This is a genomic window from Acinetobacter sp. WCHAc060033, from assembly GCF_004209125.1.
Lineage (GTDB): Bacteria > Pseudomonadota > Gammaproteobacteria > Pseudomonadales > Moraxellaceae > Acinetobacter > Acinetobacter wuhouensis.
Window position 1 is genome coordinate 1 of record NZ_SGSW01000055.1, and the last position, 19,955, is coordinate 19,955.

Below are 19,955 nucleotides of genomic sequence, written 5' to 3' on the forward strand. Positions count from 1 at the left end.
TATTTATTTTTTAAGATTGAGTCACTGAATATATGAAAAAAATTCTTAAAACACGCTTAAATTGAAATAGATTTTTAAATCAAATCCGCTACTATGTAGCGCATAAGAAAGATGACTTGAATGTTTGTTGTTTTATCTTTTTTGGACAAATAAAACGCAAATCATTAAGATTCAGGCACGATGTCTGCTTTCTATGGCAACATTCATCCATGTTAATTGTTACACTAGTCAGATAAACGCATTTGCATGAGGCTCCCACCCTATGACCATCGACTTTAAGCAAGATATTCTCGCGCCTGTAGCTACAGACTTTGCAGCGATGGACAAGTTTATTAATGAAGGGATCACTTCAAAAGTCGCTTTAGTCATGGCAGTCAGTAAGCATGTGGTAGAAGCTGGCGGTAAACGCATGCGTCCGATCATGTGTTTACTTGCAGCAAAGGCTTGTGGTGCAACTGATGCACAAATGGAACCTTACCGTAAGCTGGCTGCGATTATCGAAATGCTACACACCGCAACTTTGGTGCATGATGATGTTGTCGATGAATCTGGTTTACGTCGTGGTCGTCCTACAGCAAATGCAACATGGAACAATCAAACAGCAGTTTTGGTTGGTGACTTTTTAATTTCACGTGCTTTCGATCTTTTAGTTGACCTCGACAATATGGTTTTACTCAAAGACTTCTCGACAGGAACCTGTGAAATTGCCGAAGGTGAAGTTTTACAACTTCAAGCACAACATCAACCTGAAACCACAGAACAAACTTACCTCGATATTATTCACGGTAAAACTTCTCGTTTATTTGAGCTTGCAACAGAAGGCGCGGCAATCATTGCTGGAAAACCGGAGTACCGCGAACCGATGCGCTTGTTTGCAGGACACTTTGGGAATGCCTTCCAAATTATTGACGATATTTTAGATTACACTTCCGATGCTGAAACATTAGGTAAAAATATCGGTGATGATTTGATGGAAGGAAAACCGACTTTACCGTTAATCTCTGCTTTAGCCAATACGCAAGGTGAAGAACACGAAATCATTCGTAAAAGCATTGCGACAGGCGGTACAGCAGATTTGGAACGTGTCATTCAGATTGTACAAAGCTCTGGTGCGTTAGAATATTGTAGCCAACGTGCAACCGAAGAAACTGAGGCTGCGTTACAAGCTTTAAACCATTTACCTGACTCTGCATACCGTCAAGCATTGTATAATTTAGCGAAACTTGCGTTACATCGCCTTCAATAAATATACATATCTCCCATTTTATAAGTGCTTATGCAGATACAATTTAATGATCTTTTTCTCCTCATGCAGGAACAGCTTGATAATTTAAACGCTGTTCCTGAAGCCAGTATTCTGATTGAACTGGTCAACCGAATCAGACCTAACGACACGCATGATACTGAAGAAATAAAAAATAAATTTAATGCTTTAATCCGAGCCTTATTGATTACACCTAATGCAACATCTGCATTTCAAGGTTACTTACTGCGACTCATTAATCATTATAAGCAAGCAAGCTTATATGCGGACAGTGGCATTTTATCTTTAGATGGTTTTTGGAATCAGCTCGGACAAAGGCTTGGCGCTCATTTTCTACCACTACTCGTCGACGAATCTGAACTTAAAGATTTAGTCCGTAAAGTTTTTTATCAGCGTAGTGATAAATACTGGCTCGATAATATTGAAGATTCGCAATGGATTGAATTTTTCAAGTTACTGAATCAAGGCTTGAACTATGAAAATGAAAAGCTCGGTATCAAAAGAGAAATTGTCAAAGCGATTACTGTTTTATCCTATCGTATCAGTGGTATTGGCTTATATCCTGAATTTATTAATGCCTATCCTGAACTTCAAGAATACGAATCACCTTTTTTGGTACAAAACCGTGAAATTGTCGAATTTATAGAAACCTATAAGAAAAAACATCGACATGATCCTGATTTCAATCTTGTCCCTGATGCTGATCAAGCTTTGGTCATGATTGAACAATGTCGCGCTGTTGTTTTAAAAATTCGCCGAGCAACAAAACGTATTGGCGTGAGTCTAAGTCTCACCTATCTATTGTCACTGCTTGAACAATGTCTAGACCGCATTGAGTTATTGCTAAATCTCCTGGTTGAAGAAAACCTAATTCGTTTTCAACTTTGTGGTGAACTACTCACTGAATTGGTTTATGCCCACTATAGTGAAACTAGTGTTCGCGACTTACTGAAAACTAATAGTGAACTGATCGCCTTACAAGTCACGGAGAATGCGAGTAAAACGGGTGAGCACTATGTGAGTACAGATAAAAAAGGCTTTTTAGGTATGTTTCAGGCAGCAGCGGGTGCTGGTGTCATCATTGCCACAATGGCTACCATTAAAATTCTTTTTTCTCGTTTAGCACTCGCCCCATTTTTACATGCATTTTTTTATAGTATGAATTACTCATTGGGATTCATGCTAATTCATGTTTTGCACTTTACTGTTGCAACAAAACAGCCTGCAATGACTGCTGCTGCACTTGCTTCCACTGTACAGCATCAAAAAGGGTCTAAAACTGCGCAAATTGCAGAACTTGCGGGTTTGATTATCAATATTATCCGTACTCAGTTCATTGCAATTTTGGGAAATATTTCGATTGCAATTCCAACAGCAGGATTAATTACGTTTTTATGGCAACTGACCACCCATGAACCATTATTGACTCATGCCAAAGCCAATGCCTTATTGCATAGTTTAAATCCATTCACATCACTGGCGATTCCACATGCTGCCATTGCAGGTATTTGTTTATTTTTATCGGGATTAATTGCGGGATATTTCGACAATATGGCAGTGTACCGTAAAGTTGGTGCACGTTTAAAAGCCCATGTAAAATTGAAAAAAATCATGGGCCCTGAAAAACTTGAAAAATTTGCGAATTATATCGAAAGAAATTTAGGTGCTTTAGCGGGTAATTTTCTCTTCGGTATCATGCTCGGAAGTATGGGAACTATCGGATTTATATTAGGATTACCTTTAGACATTCGCCATATTGCCTTCGCCTCAGCAAACTTTATTCAAGGTCTGATGTGCGTCAATGGCTCACCAGATATTGGTTTAATCATCGTGTCATTTATCGGTGTGCTTGCTATAGGTATTACTAACTTATTTGTCAGTTTTACCCTCACCATCATTGTAGCACTTCGTGCACGCCAAGTTCGTTTCTCTCAGTGGAAACCTCTTGCAAAACTGATATTTACACATTTTTCAACTCGCCCAATGGATTTTTTCTGGCCACCGAAACAGCCTTTGCAGCTTGAAGATGAGAACCATTTTCACAAAAAGCTAAAACATTGAGACTAATTGTTATTTTTTGTTCAAATTCTTATTTTTTTTGCAAAAAGAAATTAGTATAAATTACCTAAATCTACTCACTTGAAAAAAAGTGTACTGACTAGTACACTTTAGTGCATTAATTAAACTTAACGTGCGCGATTAATATACTCATAGGTTGTGATATGCCTTATGTATTGCTCTTTATTGGCTGTGTAGGTTTTCTTATTGGGGGTATTGGTTTAAATATTGACCAAATACAACATTTTGATTTCAATAGTGTTGTATGGATGAGTACACACCGTTTAGAGGCTTTAAATGGTATCACACTCGCCCTCTCCTATTTAGGCGGCTTACCGTCTATGATCGTGATAACTGGGCTATGTAGCATATATTTCATACGCCAAAAACAGTACGCAAATATACTGATGATGAGTTTGGGCTTATTCGGTGCTTCAATAATAGGTTGGATTTTAAAATACCTAGTCGACCGACCAAGGCCAGATGAAGTCTTCCAAATAGTGAAAACTTATGGAGCTTCATTTCCCAGTGCTCACAGTATCTATGCAGCCGTTTTGTGTTGTTCGATTATGTTTATTTTTCAAAAACATCAGCAAGTTAAACTTATATACTTAATGGGGTTTTTGTGGTTTTTTAGTATGGGAATCTCTCGTGTATATCTGGGAGCACATTTCCCTACAGATGTATTCGCAGGTTGGGGCATAGGTTTTATTTGGGCTGCAATGATATGGCTCATCCTATCTTCAGCAACGTTAAGTCGGAACAAAATATTTTTAGATAAAAATCTAAACGAGGTGGAATAATGATGTCGGCAAAGCTTTGGGCACCTGCCCTTACTGCTTGTGCTCTAGCAACGAGTATTGCACTTGTAGGTTGTAGCAAAGATCCAAAAGCAGCACAAGAAGGTGGTGCTGCTGCCCAAAAAATGCCGCCGACTGAAGTTGGTGTCATTGTTGCTCAACCACAAAGCGTGGAACAAACTGTAGAACTTTCAGGTCGTACGTCTGCGTACCAAATCTCTGAAGTTCGTCCACAAACCAGCGGTGTGATTTTAAAACGCTTGTTTAGTGAAGGCAGTTTTGTACGTGAAGGTCAACCGCTTTATGAAATTGACTCAAGTACCAACCGTGCAAACTTAGACAGCGCAAAAGCAGCTTTAGTACGTCAGCAAGCAAACTTAAATGCTTTGCAAGTTAAGGCAAATCGTTATCGTCAGCTTGTCGGCATCAATGCTGTTTCTAAGCAAGAATATGATGATTTAGTCGCACAAATTAAATTGGCAGAAGCAGATATCGCTGCGTCAAATGCTGCAGTTAAAAATGCACAAATTGACCTCGGTTACTCAACTGTTCGCTCACCGATTTCTGGTCAATCTGGTCGTTCTAGTGTGACTGCTGGTGCATTAGTGACTGCAAGTCAAAGCAATGCATTGGTCACCATTCAACAGCTAGATCCAATCTATGTTGATATTAACCAATCAAGTGCTGAGTTATTACGTTTACGTCAACAGCTTGCTAAAGGTAGTATTGACCGTAGTAATAACACTAAAGTTCGCTTAAAACTTGAAGATGGTAGCACTTACCCTGTAGAAGGCAACCTCGCATTCTCCGATGCAAGTGTAAATCCTGATACAGGTTCTGTGACGTTACGTGCTGTATTTTCTAACCCGAACCATTTATTGCTTCCTGGTATGTTTGCCAACGCGCAAATCGTACAAGGTGTGATTCCAAATGCTTATTTGATTCCTCAAGCTGCGATTACACGTACGCCTACAGGTCAGGCAATGGCAATGCTCGTCAATGCTAAAGGTGCTGTTGAAGCACGTCCTGTGACAACTGTAGGTGTTCAAGGTCAAAACTGGATTGTAACTGAAGGTCTAGCAACTGGTGATAAAGTCATCGTTGACGGTATTGCCAAAGTTAAACCTGAACAACAAGTTGTTGCTAAACCTTATCAACCACAAGCTGCTACGCCTCAAGGGGCAACACCAGCTGCTGCTCAACAAAAAACAGGTGGAGCAGCCCAACCTGCTCAGCAAGATAAAGCAACTGAACAAAAAGCTACTTCAAATGCATAAGGGGTAGACTCAATGGCTCAATTTTTTATTCATCGCCCGATCTTTGCATGGGTGATTGCACTGGTCATTATGTTAGCGGGGATTCTCACGCTGACGAAAATGCCTATTGCACAATATCCGACGATTGCACCACCGACAGTTACAATTTCTGCAACTTATCCAGGTGCATCAGCATCTACTGTTGAAAACACAGTAACGCAAATCATTGAACAGCAAATGAATGGTTTGGATGGCTTACGTTATATTTCGTCAAACAGTGCGGGGAACGGTCAAGCTTCAATCCAATTAAACTTTGAACAAGGTGTTGATCCAGATATCGCACAGGTTCAAGTACAAAACAAATTGCAATCAGCAACCGCACTTTTACCTGAAGACGTACAACGTCAAGGTGTAAAAGTAACTAAGTCTGGTGCAAGCTTTTTACAAGTCTTAGCGTTCTATTCTGAATCAGATAGTTTGTCTGCAGATGATATTAAAGACTATGTGAACTCAAATATTTCCGAACCTTTAAGTCGTGTTGCAGGTGTAGGTGAAGTCCAAGTATTCGGTGGTTCTTATGCCATGCGTATTTGGTTAGATCCTGCCAAGTTAACTAGCTTAGGTATCACTCCAAGTGATGTTGCAGCTGCAATTCGTGCACAGAACTCTCAAGTTGCTGTGGGTCAGTTAGGTGGTGCGCCATCTATCGAAGGACAAGTACTGAATGCAACTGTGAATGCACAGAGTATGTTGACCACACCTGAACAGTTCAAAAATATCTTCCTACGCAACACCAGTGATGGTGCACAAGTCCGTTTAGGTGATGTTGCACGTGTTGAATTAGGTGCGGATACCTATCAGTTTGATTCTAAATTCAACGGCAAACCTGCGGGTGGTGTTGCGATTAAACTTGCGACAGGTGCCAATGCTTTAGATACATCAGAAGCTGTTGAAGCACGCATGGTTGAATTGCGTAAAAACTACCCAACAGGGATGAAAGATAAACTCGCATTTGATACGACACCATTTATCAAAATTTCGATTGAAAGTGTGGTGCACACACTGATTGAAGCGATTATTCTTGTATTCTTTGTCATGTTCTTGTTCTTACAGAACTGGCGTGCAACCATTATTCCAACGATGGCTGTACCTGTTGTTGTATTGGGTACTTTTGCGATTATTAATATTTTTGGTTTCTCGATCAACACCCTCACCATGTTTGCTATGGTCTTGGCAATCGGTCTCTTGGTGGACGATGCCATCGTTGTGGTGGAGAACGTTGAACGGGTGATGCAAGAGGATCATTTAGATCCAGTTGCAGCAACAGAACTTTCGATGAAGCAGATTACAGGTGCCTTGATTGGTATGACATCTGTTTTGACTGCGGTGTTCGTTCCAATGTCATTCTTTGGAGGAACGACTGGGGTTATTTACCGTCAGTTCTCGATCACTCTCGTGACAGCAATGGTCTTATCTTTGGTTGTAGCGGTGACCTTTACTCCTGCTCTATGTGCAACCATTTTAAAACAGCACGATCCAAATAAAGAACCAAGCAATAATATCTTTGCACGTTTCTTCCGTTGGTTTAATGCTGCCTTTGATCGTACTGCAGAGAAGTATCAAACGGGTGTCAATTTCATGACACATCATAAACTGTTCTCTGGAATTGTTTATGCTGCTGTAATTGGCGTATTGGTTGTATTGTTTAAAATGTTACCTTCATCTTTCTTACCAGAAGAAGACCAAGGTGTGGTGATGACACTAGTTCAATTACCACCAAATGCAACCTTAGACCGTACAGACAAAGTCATTAACACGATGACGCACTATTTCATGGAAAATGAAAAAGCCTCTGTGGAATCTGTGTTTAGTGTTTCTGGTTTCTCATTTACAGGTATTGGTCAAAATGCTGGTCTTGCATTTGTAAAATTAAAAGACTGGGAAAAACGTACTACCCCTGAGCAACAAATCGGTAGCCTGATCCAACGTGGTATGGCGCTAAATATGATTGCAAAAGATGCATCGTATGTTATGCCGCTGCAATTACCTGCAATGCCTGAGTTAGGCGTAACTGCTGGCTTTAACTTCCAGTTAAAAGCGTCTGCAGGTCAAAGCCATGAACAACTTCTCGCTGCACGTAATACCATTTTAGGTCTAGCTGCTCAAGACAAACGTCTTGCAGGTGTACGTCCAAATGGTCAAGAAGATACACCTCAATACCAAATTAACATTGATCAAGCGCAAGCTGGAGCAATGGGTGTCAGTATTGCGGACATCAACTCAACCATGAGCATGGCGTGGGGTGGTTCATATATCAACGACTTCATCGATCGTGGTCGTGTGAAAAAAGTCTATGTTCAGGGTGAAGCTCATGCACGTATGATGCCTGAAGACTTGAACAAGTGGTATGTACGTAATAACAAAGGTGAAATGATTCCATTTTCTAGTTTTGCAACTGGAACATGGACTTATGGTTCACCACGTTTAGAGCGTTATAATGGTATTGCCTCAATGAACATCCAAGGCTCACCTGCACCAGGTACAAGCTCTGGTGATGCGATGCTTGCGATGGAAGAAATCGTTGCAAAACTACCATCAATGGGCTTACAAGGCTTTGACTATGAATGGACAGGTCTATCGTTAGAAGAACGTGAATCTGGCTCACAAGCACCATTCTTATATGCCCTTTCATTGTTGATCGTATTCCTCTGTCTTGCTGCACTGTATGAAAGCTGGTCAGTACCCTTCTCGATCCTATTGGTTGTACCTCTAGGTGTAGTTGGTGCGATCATATTAACCATGTTTGGGCACACAGGTTTATTTGGTGGAATTACCTTGTTTGGTCGGACTTATTTTGCACCTGATGCAAATCTATCCAACAACATCTATTTCCAAGTTGCACTTATTGCTGTGATCGGTTTGTCAGCAAAAAATGCGATTTTGATTGTAGAATTTGCCAAAGAACTGCAAGAGAAAGGCGAAAGTCTATTTGATGCTACTTTACATGCAGCAAAAATGCGTTTACGTCCAATCATTATGACCACATTGGCATTTGGTTTTGGTGTATTACCATTAGCATTATCGAGTGGCGCAGGTGCAGGTAGTCAACACTCAGTTGGTTATGGTGTCTTAGGTGGTGTAATCACCTCAACACTATTGGGTATTTTCTTTATTCCTGTATTCTTCGTGTGGGTACGTAGTATCTTTAAATATAAACCTAAAAATCAAAATCTTCAGGAGCATAAATCGTGATGCAAAACTTATGGTCTATTTCAGGTCGTAGCATTGCGGTATCTGCACTTGCGCTTGCTTTGACTGCATGTCAAAGCATGCGTGGCCCAGAACCCGTAGCTCAAGCGAGTATACCAACAGGTTATATTGACAATAACACTGGTACATCTATCGCAGAACAAGGTTATAAGGAATTCTTTGCAGATCAACGCCTACTTCAGGTGATTGATCTTGCATTAGCCAATAACCGTGACTTACGTACCGCGACATTGAACATTCAACGTGCTCAACAAGCGTATCAAATCACTTCAAACAATCAATTACCAACGATTGGTGCAAGTGGTAGCGTACTTCGTCAAGATCAAGGTGCTGGTGCTCAAACGACCTACAATGTTGGTTTAGGGGTGACTGCATACGAACTTGATTTTTGGGGTCGTGTAAAAAGTCTCAAAGACAATGCTTTAGATACTTATCTTGCAACGGGTAGTGCGCGTGATTCAACACAAATCAGTTTGATTGGTCAGGTTGCGCAAGCATGGTTAAGCTATTCTTTTTCTACAGCTCAACTTAAACTTGCAGACCAAACCTTAAAAGCACAGCTTGACTCATACAATCTGAACAAAAAACGTTTCGATGTTGGGATCGACAGTGAAGTTCCACTTCGTCAAGCACAGATTTCTGTTGAAACAGCACGTAATGATGTTGCAAGCTATAAGACACAAGTTGCTCAGGCTCAAAACTTATTGAACCTTCTTGTCGGTCAACAAGTTCCTGACAATTTATTGCCTAAACAGCGTGTGACTAAAATTACCTCAAATTCAGCATTTGCTTCTGGTTTACCAAGTGACTTGTTGAATAACCGTCCTGATGTAAAAGCTGCTGAATATAAACTTTCAGCTGCGGGTGCAAATATTGGTGCAGCAAAAGCACGCATGTTCCCGACAATCAGTTTGACCGGTTCTGCGGGCTATGCATCTACTGATTTAAGTGATTTATTTAAATCAGGCGCATTTGTATGGTCATTGGGTCCTAGTCTCGATATTCCTTTATGGGACTGGGGTACACGTAAAGCTAATGTGAAGATTTCAGAAACAGATCAACAAATTGCGTTGTCTGATTATGAAAAATCAATTCAGTCTGCTTTCCGTGAAGTGAATGATGCTTTAGCGGTTCGCCAAAATATCGGTGACCGACTCACTGCACAAAAACGCTTGGTCGATGCAACCAATACAACCTATAAACTTTCAAATGCTCGCTTCCGTGCGGGTATTGATAACTATTTGACTGTTTTAGATGCACAACGTTCATCTTATGCAGCTGAACAAGGTCTATTACTTTTAGAGCAAGCGAACTTAAATAACCAAGTTGAAGTGTATAAATCACTCGGTGGTGGGATCAAAGCCAACACTGCTGATCAAATCGCTCAACCTGCTTCTTCTTCTGAATTGAAATACCATTCAAAAGATAAAAAGTAAGTTTGCATCGTTTTAAATGAAAGCTCACTTCGGTGGGCTTTTTTTATTGCTTTTTGATCAATTATTTCCTATGTTCAATACATCTCATTCATCGAAGTAAATCAACCACACCATGAAATTAAGCAACCTTGAAAGTGTGCCAGGGCACCAAATTATTCAGCAGTTAGATGTGGTTTATGGCAGTACTGTGCGCAGTAAACATGTTGGACGTGATTTGATGGCTGGATTAAAAAATATTGTCGGTGGTGAACTCAAAGGTTATACCGAATTATTAGAAGAATCACGCCAAGAAGCGATGAATAGAATGATTGAAAAAGCACGTACTTTAGGAGCTAATGCAATTGTCGGAATTCGTTTTTCCACTTCAAATATTGCACAGGGGGCATCAGAACTATTTGTTTATGGAACAGCCGTCATTGTTCAAGCAAATTCAAATCCACTTCCAGACCCATTTTCACACTAGGTGACGACAATGGATGGATTAGTTTTTAAGATCGTCATCACACTCATTTTGTTTTGTATTGGATGGGGATTTGGACGCTATATTGAACGTAAACATTTAACTGAACTTGAGCAAAATGAACGACGTCTTGCCCATATTAGAGTCGACACCAATAAATTTCAAACATCTGAAAAAGAGGGACAACTGATCAGTAGTAATGTGGTCATTTCACATGATTATTTTAAATATATCATTGCTCAAATCCAAAACTTTTTTGGCGGACGACTCACCACCTATGAAAGCGTGGTTGAACGCGCACGGCGTGAGGCAATTGTCAGATTAAAACAACAGGCTGAAAATGTCGGTGCTAAACAGATTATGGGCTTACGTTTAAGTACCACTGAATTGGGAATGCAAGGTGGAATGGTTGAAGTTTTTGCCTATGGTACAGCGATTCAATCTTAACCAGAGTAGAAAAATGAATAAAAAGAAAATTTTAGGCTCTATTATCGGAATTATTGGTGGCTATTTGATTAGCCACTACTTGATTTCACCCTTGATTTTTAAAAATAAACAACCCAATCAAACTGAAATAACTCAAGCGCTTGATGCTGAATTAAATATGCTACGTCAACGAATCCCAATGCAGATCGAACAAAGTTCAACACTAACAGCAGTTGATCGACGAGATTTAAAAATCGCATATACCTACGAAATTGATCAGTCCGTACTTCCTGCTTTTTCCAATGCAACTAAAAAAGCTGAATTATGCGAACTGATGAAAGCGTCTTTTAAATTGGGGGTTGAGTATGATTACATTTATAAAAATGAAAATGGAACGACATTGCTCACCATTCCAGTCAATCAAACCTCCTGCTCTATCTAGCGAAATCAATATTTAAAACCAACGTCAATAAACATATTCATCTTTATACTGGGTGGGAATCTGATACTGCTTCCCATCAAATTTAAGCGTCATAATCTGCTCAGTTGGTTTTTGTTTGGTTTCATGACAGTGATCATAAGTACCATGAAATTTAGATTTCTGCGCTGTAGTTTTGACCTGAATATCATAATAATTTTTGCTTGTACTATTCAGCATTCTTAAAATACTTTTTCGTTCTTCGACATCAGCATTACAACGAGTATCTGTTTCAGCTCGATAACGCTCTACAATCAAGCTATCTAAAACTTGTTGTTTATTCTGCAAATTATAGAGATTCAACAACTGCATTGCGTAAGGATTAGGTTGGGAATGCCCTGAATAATTCAATCTTACGCCCAAAGCACGTTGCTGATTTGATACTTTATAATTGGCTGTATCTAGTTCGATCGAATCTAAACTAATTGCATCGGAAACTATCGCTTTTCTTGTAAGATAACGATAATTCACCTGTTGGTTGTTCCGATCAAACTTAAGCAAAGTCAAATAATATGTCCCACTTTCTGGTTCATCTTTAACAGGAATCCACTGTGCATACGCCATAATCACATTTGAAGTATTGGTTGGGTCAATTTTACAGGCGATTCTGGCTTGCTCACGATTGGCTATCTCGGTCTGTGCAATCACTTTATCAACCAATTCATTGCTATCGCAAAGATCAGCACGCGCTTCATTCATGCACAATAAATAACTTGATAAAGCCAATGGAACAATTAAAGGACGAAATTTTACTTTTAACATGACCACCTCGCCCACGAGATTACAATCAAATCTCGCTTAGACTTAAAATTAAATGAAACCGCTTAACTCGTTCAGTGAAATGGTTCACGACTAACGAGACATCTCGCATTCCCATTTCCCATCTTTTTTCTCAGTACATGTTTCCATCGCTAATGGATAAGTCGTCAATTCAGTCAAGTGAAAGCCCTTTTGATCAAATCGAATCATAGACTGATAAGTTCCATCATCCATTTTAATATCCAAACCTTGATTCTGAATACGATATAACGTATTCCCAAAAGCTTTCCTAAAACCATCAAAATATTCAAAGTTAATCTGATTATTTTGAATACTCAAAAAGCCAATTCCCCCATAATATTGTGACTTATGATTACGCATATCAATAATATGTACTGTCGTATCGGCATATACAAAACGTCCAACCTCTTTCAACCAACTGCTATTCAAAATCGTCAATTGATCTGAAAAAATATGTCCATTCAATAAAATACAGCGTACAGGACACTTTTTCGTATCGGCAGATGGCGTCTTTAAATATTGTTGATGATTTAAAATTTCAAAGCGATATGGAATTTGACGTGTATCTAATTGGGCTGGTGGTAAACGACTACTGGTTGTCTTAGCTGAACTTTTCAAATTATAAAACTCCGGCTTTAACCACTTTTGTGAATCAAAAAAATGTTCACGTGGTCGCCAGCCTTGCTTTTCTTCATCTGAGGGTTCTACCCATGCCCGCGCTTCTTCTTGATCTGTTTGTTTTGCAAAAGTGCTAAACGGAATCAACAATGTACATAACATCAAAAGGAAACAGCGATTTAATTGATAAAATGAGACGTACATTTCCTACTTACCTGAGGCAATCATTGTGTAAATAAATTTTTAAGATGTTCTTAAACAATTATTTAACTTTCATTTTACGAATCATTTTATACAGTGTTGATGGCGATAAACGAGAAACCAAAACGCCTAATTTTTCCTTACGACCACCGACAACGATGTATTCTTGACCTTTCCTCAAAGCTGAAACTGTTTGTGTTGCAAAATCATCAGCTTCCAAGCCATTTTCAATCGCTTCATCCTGATGTGCTTGTGGTTTACCTGCGCCATTCAATGCATTAAACGACACATTGGTTTTCACAAAGCCTGGGAAAATCACGGAAACATTGACACCATCTTGTGCTACTTCTGCACGTAGACTGTTTGCCCACATGTGAATCGCTGCTTTCGCTGCTGAATAGCTGGCACGATATTGCGTACCGAGTAGACCTGCCACACTCGATACATAAGCGATACGTCCAGACTTTTGTGCTAAGAATGTCGGTAAAACCAATTTGGTCAAAAAGACTTGAGAAAAATAGTCAATTTCCATGATGGCACGTTCAGTTTGCATGGTGGTATCCGCAATTAAAGCGCGCTGACTCAAGCCTGCATTATTGATTAACCAATCAATACGCCCTTTTTCTTGCAATACTTGTTCGTAGGCACGGCGCATTTGAGCTTCGTCAGTAATATCCATTGCCACTGAAATATGTCGATCAGGGTTTAAAATACTGACTCGCACATTTTCGAGTTCTTCTAAACGTCGCGCACTGAGAATCACTTGTGCCCCTTGCAGAGCACATTCTGCCGCTAATGCCTTGCCAATCCCAGAAGATGCGCCAGTAATCCAAACGACTTTTCCCTCTAAGCTTTCCATGTCACCACCCCTATATTTAACAAATAATATCACACACTTAATTTAAAGTTTTTATTTCACGGAGTCTTACATCACAAATTTTGATTCAGGGTTTAGCCTTCGGCTCGAGGTACTTTTGTTTCGGCAAAAGTACCCAAAACCACTGTCATCCGCAGAACTCGTTCACTTCCGTCAAGTTATTCGACACCTCGCAGAAACATTCTTAATTAGAATTAGTCCTGCCTCAAACAATTGCGGATGACGTTACCGCGTATCCACATTCATTAATATACAAAGTATAATTTAAACCATTACGTTATATATCAATGAGATTAGTTCAAAGGATTGATCAAAGCAATTGCGCTTTCAAGCAATTAAGCAACAATCAAAAACTTTTTAAAATGCTGTGCATAATGCTGTGCTTTTTCAACATTGGCAGGGTCATATTCTTCACCCGCTTTTTCTAAACGCTTATACCCTGTACTGGTGATCATATTGATCACACCATTCAAGGTTTTATCGACCACAAAATTAAATTTCAATAATGTTTTAGGATCACGAATAAACTCAGAAACACCTAAATCAATCACTTTGACCAAGTCTTTTAATGCTGCTGGTAAAGCATGTACATCACCATCAATGACTTTTTGAATATTGGCATTGGCTTGCTCACCTAAATTACGGTCAAGCTGATAATACATCACCACTTCATTGGCATTGGAATCTTCAAACTTTTTCAGAATATGGTTTGCAACTGGTTTTAAACGGTCATTACTAAAAAATGAAATCGACCATGGCATGTATTTTTTCAAAGCACCTTCAATCTGGTCAAAAATTTGTTCCGCTTCTTTAAGCTTTTTCTTGCCGTTAGCATCCAAGTCACTGCGTGAGCGTTGCTCATTTAACAAAGAACCAAAGACTTGATCTAGAACTTGGCAAGACATTTCAGTAAATGCTGTACCCAATTGTTTGGCTAAATCTTTCTTTTCACCATTATTCAAACTTTGGGTAATGTTTTTTAATTCTTGGTAAGTCTGCTGTTTGATCAATAAATCGATTTTATATTGCATCCTACTTTTCCCTATTGTTGTTTTAACGAGATTGAATTGATATTAGCAAAACTCGAAAATGGATGCATTGTCTTTTAATGACTCCAAATGATTATTTATAATTAATAAATACTTAATTTAAAACAAATGCTTAAAATCATTGATTCGCATTTCAAACTGAATAATATGACTTAAATCCAACATTTGTTTTATTTTTCTGAAATTCTCATTTAAAAAACAGAAAATGAAGCTGTTGAGCAAGATCAAATAAATGAAAACAACACCAATACTCCACTACAGGAATCAACATTCCTGATAAATATTTTGCTACAATAGATCTAATTTTTACTCACTTTTGATCTGTTTTTACTATGACTGATTCAGCGCAAAATATTGCTACGACCTACGATCCAACTGAGATCGAGAAAAAATGGTATAAGACTTGGGAAGAGAATGGCTACTTCAAACCATCTCGTGAGGGCGAATCATTCTGTATCATGATTCCGCCACCGAACGTCACTGGTAGCTTGCACATGGGTCATGGTTTTAACAATGCCATCATGGATGCCCTAACTCGCTACAACCGTATGTCAGGTAAAAATACCTTATGGCAACCGGGGACTGACCATGCGGGTATTGCAACGCAAATGGTAGTTGAGCGTCAACTTGGTGCGCAAGGTGTAAGCCGTCATGACTTGGGTCGTGAAAAATTCATCGAAAAAATCTGGGAATGGAAAGAACAATCTGGTGGCAACATTACCAACCAAATCCGCCGTTTGGGTTCTTCTGTAGATTGGTCACGTGAACGCTTCACCATGGATGAAGGTTTATCCAATGCGGTAAAAGAAGTTTTCGTAAAACTACACGAAGACGGCTTAATCTACCGTGGTAAACGCCTCGTAAACTGGGATCCAAAATTACAGACTGCTCTTTCTGACTTGGAAGTTGAGTCTGATAAAGAAGAAGCAGGTTCATTGTGGCACTTCAAATATTTCTTTGAAGATAAATCACTTCGTACGCACGATGGTAAAGATTACATCGTTGTAGCAACCACTCGTCCTGAAACTTTACTCGGTGATACCGCTGTTGCTGTTGCACCTGATGATGAACGCTATGCGCCGTTGGTCGGTAAAAACATTATCCTACCGATTACAGGTCGTGCGGTTGCGATTGTTAAAGATGAGTATGTAGACAAAGAATTCGGTACAGGCTGTGTAAAAATCACCCCGGCACATGACTTCAATGACTATGAAGTGGGTAAGCGCTGTGAGTTGCCAATTATCAACATTTTCAACAAAAATGCTGAAATTCTGGCTGAGTTTGAATACATCGCGAAAGCGGGCGAACAGATTTCTAAGACCATCGCAGCACCTGCTGAATATGTTGGTTTAGAGCGTTTTGCTGCACGTAAAAAGTTAGTTGAACAAGCTGAAGCTGAAGGCTGGTTAGATCAAATCCAACCGTACACCTTGAAACCACCTCGTGGTGACCGTTCAGGTGTAATCGTTGAGCCATTATTGACAGACCAATGGTATGTTAAAATTGCACCACTTGCTGAACCTGCGATCAAAGCGGTGAAAGATGGCGAGATCAAATTTGTACCTGAGCAATACAGCAACATGTACATGGCTTGGATGAATAACATTCAGGACTGGTGTATTTCACGTCAATTGTGGTGGGGTCACCGTATCCCTGCTTGGTATGATGCTGAAGGCAATATCTATGTGGGTCGTAATGAAGAAGAAGTGCGTGCGAAAAACAACATCGCTGCTGATGTTGAATTAAATCAAGACGAAGACGTTCTGGATACATGGTTCTCATCTGCACTGTGGACATTCTCAACATTAGGTTGGACTGGCGACGAAGCGAAAGATAAAGAAAACTATTTCTTAAATACGTTCCACCCGACTGACGTACTTGTGACTGGTTTTGACATCATTTTCTTCTGGGTTGCCCGTATGATCATGATGACGCTTCATTTCATGAAAAATGAAGATGGTACTTCACAAGTTCCGTTCAAAACTGTGTATGTACATGGTTTAGTACGTGATGGCGAAGGTCAGAAAATGTCTAAGTCTAAAGGGAATGTCCTTGATCCATTAGATTTGATTGACGGTGTTGATCTTGAAACTTTGGTACAGAAGCGTACCACTGGTTTGATGAACCCGAAAACTGCACCAAAAATTGAAAAAGCGACGCGTAAAGAATTCCCTGAAGGTATTCAGGCTTATGGTACAGATGCGGTTCGTTTCACATTCTGTGCGCTTGCAAATACTGGTCGTGACATCAAATTCGACATGAAACGTGTTGAAGGTTACCGTAACTTTGCCAACAAAATCTGGAATGGTACACGTTTCGTTCTGATGAATGTTGAAGGTCAGACTGTTGGTCAGACTGCACGTCCTGATCTTTGGGAATTGCCTGAACAATGGATCGTCAGCCGTTTACAGAAAGCTGAAGCTGCGGTTCAAACTGCATTTGCAACTTATCGTTTAGACTTGGCTGCTCAAGCGATTTATGAGTTCATCTGGAATGAATACTGTGACTGGTATGTAGAGCTGACGAAGCCTGTTCTAAATGATGAAAATGTCGCTGAAGAACGTAAGGCTGAAGTTCGTCGTGTGCTTTTATCTGTGATGGAAGCTGCGTTGCGTCTTGCTCATCCGTTGATGCCGTATTTGACTGAAGAAATCTGGCAGACGCTTGCGCCAATGATCGGTATTCAAGGCGAAACCATCATGCTGGCGAAGTATCCTGTTGCTGACAATGCGAAGATCAATGATCAAGCGGAAGCAGATATGCAATGGCTTCAAGGTTTGATTGGTGCGGTGCGTAACATTCGTGGTGAAATGGGCTTAGGTAATGCTCGTTTATTACCTGTTCTGCTTCAAAATACCACTGATGCTGAAAAAGCTCAGATTGCTCGTATTGAACCATTGTTTAAAGCTTTGGCTAAAGTTGAAAGCATTACTTTCCTTGCAGATGCTGAGCAACCACCGTTGTCATCATCGAGTGTAGTGGGTCACGTGTCTGTATTTGTTCCAATGAAAGGTTTGATTGATCCTAAAGCTGAATTGGGTCGTCTACAAAAAGACTTCGATAAGGTTCAAAAGCAACATGACCAAATTGCGACTAAATTGGGTAATGAAGGTTTTGTAGCGAAAGCGCCTGCTGCTGTGGTTGAAGGCGAGAAAGTGAAGCTTGCTGAGTTTGCTGATCAGTTAGCGAAAATTAAAGCGAATATGGAACAGATTGCGGCGCTATAAGGTATTAGCAATTTAATCTGATTTGTAGTATAAAGGGCTGATTATTCAGCCCTTTTATTTATGCAAGTAAAATATATGAAGCTTATTACTCAATTCAATTTTGATGAAAAACATATAAATATTTTACCAAATAAAAACTTTGATGAATCTAATGTTTTTACGGTAGTTATTGGACAAAATTCAATTGGTAAAAGTAGGCTTTTAGGCTCAATTATCAAAGACAATTTAGATGAAAATTCTGTATCAAATAAAAAGATTATTGCTATAACAAATACTTCTTACAACAAATTCCCTAAAAATCAAGAAAATTTCCCTAATTATACAAAGTTACTTCCTCTACCAACAAATGAATCAATAGGTGGATTTGGAATAAGGATAAATGAACAATATTTTGAAAATATAATAAATGAATTTATAAATTATAAACAAAACAATAAATTAAATACTAAGTTTAGATCAAACATCTATATGGATGTAAAAAGACTAACTCCAAAATTATTATTAAAAATTAAAGAAAATAGCCAATTTACTTACAATAAATTAGCTCAGGTCTTAAACTTCTTAAAACTTGATAATTCATTAATAATAAGACTTGTTGTGAGAAAAAATATATTAGAAGATATCAAAAATCTTAAAGGAGACTACATTGAAATTATAAATAAATTAGAGAGTATTAACTCGTTAGAAATTTCATTAGAAGACTTAGCTTATTTAGATCCTGTTATAATTGATTTAATTCTTTTAAAAGTTATTGACATCTTTAGAATATATTTGTATGACAATAAAATAAATAAAAGATTAAACTATAGAGAACTAAGTTCGGGTCAATTAGCCATACTATCTATGGGGCTCGCTTTAATTTGTGAATTAGAAAATGAGTCTCTTATTTGTATTGATGAACCAGAAGTTAATTTACATCCACAATGGCAAGAAGAAATTATTAATTTAATCGAGTCAATTTCAGAAAATTATCAAAATTGCCAATTTTTAATCGCAACCCATTCTCCTCAGATTGTATCCAATCTGACATGCAAGAATTCATTTATCTTAAATCTAAATACAAATGAACTGCAAAACAATGAACAGATCATGAATAGATCTGCAGACTTTCAGCTTACTGAGGTTTTCAGTGCCCCTGGGAATAACAATGAATATCTTTTAAGAAAAATACTTATTATTCTTAATAAGTTAAACACTAATATGCTTTTAAGCGAAGATGAAAATCATACAAAGGAATTAGTTAAAAAACTTTATTACGAAGAAAAGTTTCAAGAGCACGATAAAGTAAAAACCTTAATTGAAGTTTTATTAGATCTTGAGGAAAAACAATGAAAATATTTGTTATTCCTTCAAAATTTAATGAATATATTAATACTTACGATAAAAAAGATCATACATTTTGGAATAAGCAATGTAAGGAAATTTTAGAGCTTAAAAGTTTAATTCGCACTCACTATTTAACAGAAACCAATAATATTTGTTTCTACTGTAGACATCAGATTCCATCACAACATGGGAGATATTGGGATATAGACCATATATTACCTAAATCACTTTATAGTAGTTTTTTGTTTGAATCAGAGAATCTAATCGTAAGTTGTGTAGACTGCAATTCAGCAAAAGGTAATAAAAATCCTCATAAATCAAAAAATAAGGCTGTTAAGAATTTACCAAGAGGATCTGATAAATATACTTTCATCCACCCTTTTTATGATAATTACGACGATCATATTCAAGTCAAAAAAACAGCTGAAC

General features: G+C 38.6%; 16 protein-coding genes. 12 read left to right on the plus strand and 4 right to left on the minus strand.

Annotated features, from left to right (window positions below; all coding sequences use genetic code 11):
• Nucleotides 1-262 precede the first annotated feature (262 nt).
• The 9 genes from sdsA to EXE10_RS17885 all read left to right on the plus strand — a co-directional run bounded on the left by sdsA (nt 263) and on the right by EXE10_RS17885 (nt 11,412).
• Nucleotides 263-1,246: an All-trans-nonaprenyl-diphosphate synthase gene (sdsA, locus tag EXE10_RS17845; protein ID WP_068974448.1), complete on the plus strand. Its 984-nt coding sequence runs from the start codon at nt 263-265 to the stop codon at nt 1,244-1,246.
• Between the two features lie 30 nt (nt 1,247-1,276).
• Nucleotides 1,277-3,325 carry a site-specific recombinase gene (locus EXE10_RS17850; protein ID WP_213073862.1) on the plus strand — a complete coding sequence of 683 codons (2,049 nt, stop codon included), beginning with the start codon at nt 1,277-1,279 and terminating at the stop codon, nt 3,323-3,325.
• Nucleotides 3,326-3,486: 161 nt separating this feature from the next.
• A complete protein-coding gene (locus tag EXE10_RS17855; protein WP_130114286.1) occupies nt 3,487-4,125 on the plus strand; it encodes a phosphatase PAP2 family protein in 639 nt (212 codons plus the stop codon).
• Nucleotides 4,125-5,399: an efflux RND transporter periplasmic adaptor subunit gene (locus EXE10_RS17860; protein ID WP_130114287.1), complete on the plus strand. Its 1,275-nt coding sequence runs from the start codon at nt 4,125-4,127 to the stop codon at nt 5,397-5,399. Before EXE10_RS17855 ends, EXE10_RS17860 begins: the two co-directional genes overlap by 1 nt.
• A gap of 12 nt (nt 5,400-5,411) precedes the next feature.
• Nucleotides 5,412-8,630 (plus strand): efflux RND transporter permease subunit, encoded by a 3,219-nt coding sequence (locus EXE10_RS17865; RefSeq protein WP_087553167.1) that lies wholly within the window; start codon nt 5,412-5,414, stop codon nt 8,628-8,630.
• Nucleotides 8,630-10,084, plus strand: coding sequence for a multidrug efflux RND transporter AdeIJK outer membrane channel subunit AdeK (gene adeK / locus EXE10_RS17870; protein WP_068974443.1), 1,455 nt, complete (start codon nt 8,630-8,632; stop codon nt 10,082-10,084). The genes EXE10_RS17865 and adeK overlap by 1 nt, the downstream gene beginning before the upstream one ends.
• A gap of 112 nt (nt 10,085-10,196) precedes the next feature.
• Nucleotides 10,197-10,547, plus strand: coding sequence for a YbjQ family protein (locus EXE10_RS17875; RefSeq protein WP_068974442.1), 351 nt, complete (start codon nt 10,197-10,199; stop codon nt 10,545-10,547).
• Nucleotides 10,548-10,556: 9 nt separating this feature from the next.
• Nucleotides 10,557-10,991 carry a YbjQ family protein gene (locus EXE10_RS17880; RefSeq protein ID WP_130114288.1) on the plus strand — a complete coding sequence of 145 codons (435 nt, stop codon included), beginning with the start codon at nt 10,557-10,559 and terminating at the stop codon, nt 10,989-10,991.
• A gap of 13 nt (nt 10,992-11,004) precedes the next feature.
• A complete protein-coding gene (locus EXE10_RS17885; protein WP_130114289.1) occupies nt 11,005-11,412 on the plus strand; it encodes a hypothetical protein in 408 nt (135 codons plus the stop codon).
• 24 nt (nt 11,413-11,436) lie between these two features.
• Here EXE10_RS17885 and EXE10_RS17890 read toward each other — a convergent pair whose 3' ends face one another.
• From EXE10_RS17890 to EXE10_RS17905, 4 genes are all read right to left on the minus strand, one after another.
• The gene (locus EXE10_RS17890) at nt 11,437-12,210 is read right to left on the minus strand and encodes a hypothetical protein (protein ID WP_130114290.1); all 774 of its coding nucleotides are present in this window, start codon (nt 12,208-12,210) and stop codon (nt 11,437-11,439) included.
• Nucleotides 12,211-12,300: 90 nt separating this feature from the next.
• The gene (locus tag EXE10_RS17895; RefSeq protein ID WP_130114291.1) at nt 12,301-13,050 is read right to left on the minus strand and encodes a hypothetical protein; all 750 of its coding nucleotides are present in this window, start codon (nt 13,048-13,050) and stop codon (nt 12,301-12,303) included.
• Between the two features lie 58 nt (nt 13,051-13,108).
• Complete coding sequence (locus tag EXE10_RS17900) at nt 13,109-13,906, minus strand: SDR family NAD(P)-dependent oxidoreductase (protein ID WP_130114292.1); 798 nt, start codon at nt 13,904-13,906, stop codon at nt 13,109-13,111.
• A 353-nt stretch (nt 13,907-14,259) separates the two neighbouring features.
• Nucleotides 14,260-14,955: a hypothetical protein gene (locus tag EXE10_RS17905; RefSeq protein WP_068974436.1), complete on the minus strand. Its 696-nt coding sequence runs from the start codon at nt 14,953-14,955 to the stop codon at nt 14,260-14,262.
• Nucleotides 14,956-15,305: 350 nt separating this feature from the next.
• Here EXE10_RS17905 and EXE10_RS17910 point away from each other — a divergent pair, with 350 nt between their 5' ends.
• From EXE10_RS17910 to EXE10_RS17920, 3 genes are all read left to right on the plus strand, one after another.
• Nucleotides 15,306-18,200, plus strand: coding sequence for a valine--tRNA ligase (locus tag EXE10_RS17910; RefSeq protein WP_130114293.1), 2,895 nt, complete (start codon nt 15,306-15,308; stop codon nt 18,198-18,200).
• A 75-nt stretch (nt 18,201-18,275) separates the two neighbouring features.
• Nucleotides 18,276-19,532 carry an ATP-binding protein gene (locus EXE10_RS17915; protein ID WP_165383045.1) on the plus strand — a complete coding sequence of 419 codons (1,257 nt, stop codon included), beginning with the start codon at nt 18,276-18,278 and terminating at the stop codon, nt 19,530-19,532.
• Nucleotides 19,529-19,955, plus strand: a 427-nt coding sequence (locus EXE10_RS17920; RefSeq protein WP_130114295.1) for an HNH endonuclease, incomplete at its 3' end; no start/stop codon positions are given. The genes EXE10_RS17915 and EXE10_RS17920, both read left to right, overlap by 4 nt.

Coding starts and splice junctions, on each gene's coding strand:
- sdsA (WP_068974448.1), top strand. CDS start 263: ATGACCATCGACTTTAAGCAAGATATTCTCGCGCCTGTAGCTACAGAC.
- EXE10_RS17850 (WP_213073862.1), top strand. CDS start 1,277: ATGCAGATACAATTTAATGATCTTTTTCTCCTCATGCAGGAACAGCTT.
- EXE10_RS17855 (WP_130114286.1), top strand. CDS start 3,487: ATGCCTTATGTATTGCTCTTTATTGGCTGTGTAGGTTTTCTTATTGGG.
- EXE10_RS17860 (WP_130114287.1), top strand. CDS start 4,125: ATGATGTCGGCAAAGCTTTGGGCACCTGCCCTTACTGCTTGTGCTCTA.
- EXE10_RS17865 (WP_087553167.1), top strand. CDS start 5,412: ATGGCTCAATTTTTTATTCATCGCCCGATCTTTGCATGGGTGATTGCA.
- adeK (WP_068974443.1), top strand. CDS start 8,630: ATGCAAAACTTATGGTCTATTTCAGGTCGTAGCATTGCGGTATCTGCA.
- EXE10_RS17875 (WP_068974442.1), top strand. CDS start 10,197: ATGAAATTAAGCAACCTTGAAAGTGTGCCAGGGCACCAAATTATTCAG.
- EXE10_RS17880 (WP_130114288.1), top strand. CDS start 10,557: ATGGATGGATTAGTTTTTAAGATCGTCATCACACTCATTTTGTTTTGT.
- EXE10_RS17885 (WP_130114289.1), top strand. CDS start 11,005: ATGAATAAAAAGAAAATTTTAGGCTCTATTATCGGAATTATTGGTGGC.
- EXE10_RS17890 (WP_130114290.1), bottom strand. CDS start 12,210: ATGTTAAAAGTAAAATTTCGTCCTTTAATTGTTCCATTGGCTTTATCA.
- EXE10_RS17895 (WP_130114291.1), bottom strand. CDS start 13,050: ATGTACGTCTCATTTTATCAATTAAATCGCTGTTTCCTTTTGATGTTA.
- EXE10_RS17900 (WP_130114292.1), bottom strand. CDS start 13,906: ATGGAAAGCTTAGAGGGAAAAGTCGTTTGGATTACTGGCGCATCTTCT.
- EXE10_RS17905 (WP_068974436.1), bottom strand. CDS start 14,955: ATGCAATATAAAATCGATTTATTGATCAAACAGCAGACTTACCAAGAA.
- EXE10_RS17910 (WP_130114293.1), top strand. CDS start 15,306: ATGACTGATTCAGCGCAAAATATTGCTACGACCTACGATCCAACTGAG.
- EXE10_RS17915 (WP_165383045.1), top strand. CDS start 18,276: ATGAAGCTTATTACTCAATTCAATTTTGATGAAAAACATATAAATATT.